This is a genomic window from Thermus sp., assembly GCF_037444525.1.
GTDB lineage: Bacteria > Deinococcota > Deinococci > Deinococcales > Thermaceae > Thermus.
The window spans coordinates 1-2,133 of record NZ_JBBIMD010000119.1 but is presented as its reverse complement, the minus strand read 5'-3'; the positions used below and the strand labels follow the sequence as shown (position 1 = coordinate 2,133).

Annotated in this window: 4 protein-coding genes; 2 read left to right on the top strand and 2 right to left on the bottom strand. The window is 67.6% G+C overall.

Annotation, left to right across the window (positions count from 1 at the left end; translation table 11 throughout):
- On the top strand, positions 1–745 hold a 745-nt coding region (locus tag WKI94_RS11960; protein WP_337845947.1), incomplete at its 5' end, for a Crp/Fnr family transcriptional regulator.
- On the opposite strand, the gene WKI94_RS11955 is transcribed toward WKI94_RS11960, so the two are convergent.
- Positions 742–1,230 (bottom strand): cytochrome P460 family protein, encoded by a 489-nt coding sequence (locus WKI94_RS11955; RefSeq protein ID WP_337845945.1) that lies wholly within the window; start codon positions 1,228–1,230, stop codon positions 742–744. The two genes, WKI94_RS11960 and WKI94_RS11955, sit on opposite strands and share 4 nt — an antisense overlap.
- A 56-nt stretch (positions 1,231–1,286) precedes the next feature.
- Complete coding sequence (locus WKI94_RS11950; RefSeq protein ID WP_337845944.1) at positions 1,287–1,688, bottom strand: PaaI family thioesterase; 402 nt, start codon at positions 1,686–1,688, stop codon at positions 1,287–1,289.
- Between the two features lie 21 nt (positions 1,689–1,709).
- On the opposite strand from WKI94_RS11950, the gene WKI94_RS11945 reads away from it, so the two are divergent.
- A partial coding sequence (locus tag WKI94_RS11945; RefSeq protein WP_337845943.1) for an alpha/beta hydrolase occupies positions 1,710–2,133 on the top strand: 424 nt, incomplete at its 3' end.

Below are 2,133 nucleotides of genomic sequence, written 5' to 3'. Positions count from 1 at the left end.
CATGGACTGGTTGCGGGCCCTTTTGCGCCCTCCCTGGGGGAGGCCTCGAGGCGGTAGCCCCATGCCCTTCTTCCTGCCCGAGGCGGGCTGGACCCGCCGCCTGGACCCGGAGGTCATGGCGGGGGTGGAGGCCATATGCCCCCCCCGGCGGTTTCGCAAGGGGGAGGCCATCTTCCTTTCCGGGGATCCGGCGGAGAGCCTCTACATCCTGGTGGAAGGGCGGGTGCTTCTTTCCCTGCCCACGCCCAAAGGGGAGCGGGCCCTGGCCCTTTTGGGGGAAGGGGACATCTTCGGCGAGTCCTTTCTGAGCCGCCGAGAAAGGCAGGTGGTCTCCGCCCGGGTGCAGAGCGAGATGGCGGTGGTCTGCCCGGTTTCCCGGACCCAGTTTTTGGAGGTGGCCCGCACCTTTCCCGAGGTGGCCTTGATGCTGGCGGCCCTCCTTGCCGAGCACCTTACCCAGTTAGCCGAGGCCTTGGGCCAGGCCAGCCTGCCCGCCTATGTTCGGGTGGGTCGCCTCCTCCTGCGCTTGGGGGAGAGCTTCGGCCAGCCGGTCCCGGAAGGGGTGCGCCTGGAGCTGGGCCTGACCCAGGAAGACCTGGCCGCCTTGTGCGGGGTGACCCGGGTGACCGTGGCCCAGGCCTTTCGCCTTTTCCGACAAGAAGGCGCCTTACGCAAGGACGGGGCCGGGTACCTTCTGGACCCGGCCCGGCTCAAGTCCGTGGTGGAAGATCTGGAGATGGCCTAACGGATGGGGGTGCTAAAGACGTAGTCCTGGGCGCGCACCTGGGCGTGGCACTGGGCGCACATGGGCACTTTCCCTGCTAGGTCCACCTGGCCCGTGGGAGTGTACTTGGCCCAGAACCAGTCGTTGTGCTCAGGGTCGTAGCCCTCCGGCATCTTCACCATTACCGTGATGGCGTCCAGCCTTCCATCGGGCATGTGGTTGTCCTTGACCAGGATGGCCCCCACCGGGTAGCGCCCCGCCTTGGCCTGGATGGCATCGTAGGCGATGCCGTTCACAAAGGTGCGCAGCATGGCCCCGTGGGGTTCCGTCCCCTGGTAGAAGCCCATGGGCTTGCCTGGGATGTAGTGCCAGGTGTACCGGTAGTCCTCCCCGCTAAACCCAGCCAAGAGGCTCCAGATCCGCTTGGCCAACCCCTCGTCCCCCCCTTGGGCCAAGACCCCAAGCCCCAGGAGGGCCACACCCAGCATCCATACCTGTTTCCGCATGGCTGACCTCCAGGCTCTAGCCTAGGCCCGGGGTGGGGCTTGGGCTGTAAAGCGCTTTACGCCCCCTCCAGGGGCACCACCGCCAGGGTGCACCGGCTTGCGGCCACCAGCCGGCCCTCCTCGTCGTAGACCTTCACCTCCCACACCTGGGTGGTGCGGCCCAGATGGAGGGGGTGGCCCACGGCGCGGAGGGTCCCGGCCTGCTTCTTGCGGATGTGGTTGCAGTTGATCTCCAACCCGAAGGCCGCGTGCCTCTCGGGGGCGTTCAGAAAGCCCCCCACGCTGGCCACGCTCTCCGCCAGGGCCACCGTGGCCCCTCCGTGGAGGAAGCCGAAGGGCTGGTGGACCCTCGGGGTCACGTCCAGCTCGGCCACCACCTCGTCCTTTTCCAGCTTGAGGTAACGCACCCCTAGGGTCTGGTCCAGGGTTTCCCTCTGGAGGAAGGCGGGGGGTTCCATGCCCTGGAGTATAAAGGGGGTGTGGGTGAGCTCCGCCTTTTCCCCGGCCTCCTTTCCCCCCCTTCCGGCCTGGACTTCCTCCGGGACCTCCCTTCGGAGCCGGGGCTCCACCTCCTGGCCTTTGGGGAAGGGGCCTTGGAGGCCCTAGGGGTGGCCTTCCGGGAGGAGGCCAGAAGCCTGGTCCTCCTTTCCCCCGTTCTCCGGAGGGATGCCCTCTTGGAGGCCCGGCTCCAGGCCCTTCGCTTCGCTTTTGAAAGGGGGGGCTTGGAGGGCTTTGCCACCGTGGGCCGGGCCCTCTTCTTCGGGCCCCGCACCGTGGGGAGCGAGGAGATCTTTGCCGCCTGGTGGGAGGGGCTTTCGGAGGAGAAGGTGGGGGCGTGGCTGGAGCGCCTTTTTTCCTTGGGGGATGAAAGGCGCTGGCTTAGGGGCACTTCGGCCCGCCTCC

Bases quoted from the DNA above. Each gene is read 5' to 3' on its own strand.
- WKI94_RS11955 (WP_337845945.1), bottom strand. From the start codon at position 1,230: ATGCGGAAACAGGTATGGATGCTGGGTGTGGCCCTCCTGGGGCTTGGG.
- WKI94_RS11950 (WP_337845944.1), bottom strand. From the start codon at position 1,688: ATGGAACCCCCCGCCTTCCTCCAGAGGGAAACCCTGGACCAGACCCTA.